This window comes from Leifsonia sp. SIMBA_070 (assembly GCF_046534635.1).
Lineage (GTDB): Bacteria > Actinomycetota > Actinomycetes > Actinomycetales > Microbacteriaceae > Leifsonia.
The window spans coordinates 1-267 of sequence record NZ_JAWRYK010000362.1; the positions used below are offsets into that span (position 1 = coordinate 1).

Below are 267 nucleotides of genomic sequence, written 5' to 3' on the forward strand. Positions count from 1 at the left end.
GGCTTCGGCAAGCCGGGGCTCCAGGAACGCCCAGTAGTCCTCGAAAGCGTCGTCGTAGCTGGAAAGCAGGCCTTTGACGGTGCTGTAGCTGCGGCCCTTGAACCCCTCCCGGTCTCCGGTGCCGTCGGTGCTGCGGACCATGGTGGTCTGCTGCCGCCGCTGGGACCGGCCGGTGTTGAACGGGGGATCCACGTAGATCATGGTGAAGGCGCCGTCCGGCAGGGTTGGCAGGAACACGGCGTTGTCCGCGTGTACCACCAGGGACCT

General features: G+C 66.7%; 1 pseudogene. It reads right to left on the reverse strand.

Annotated elements, in window-relative coordinates:
* Nucleotides 1-267 (reverse strand): annotated as a pseudogene (locus SB754_RS20690) (site-specific DNA-methyltransferase); the annotation flags it as partial.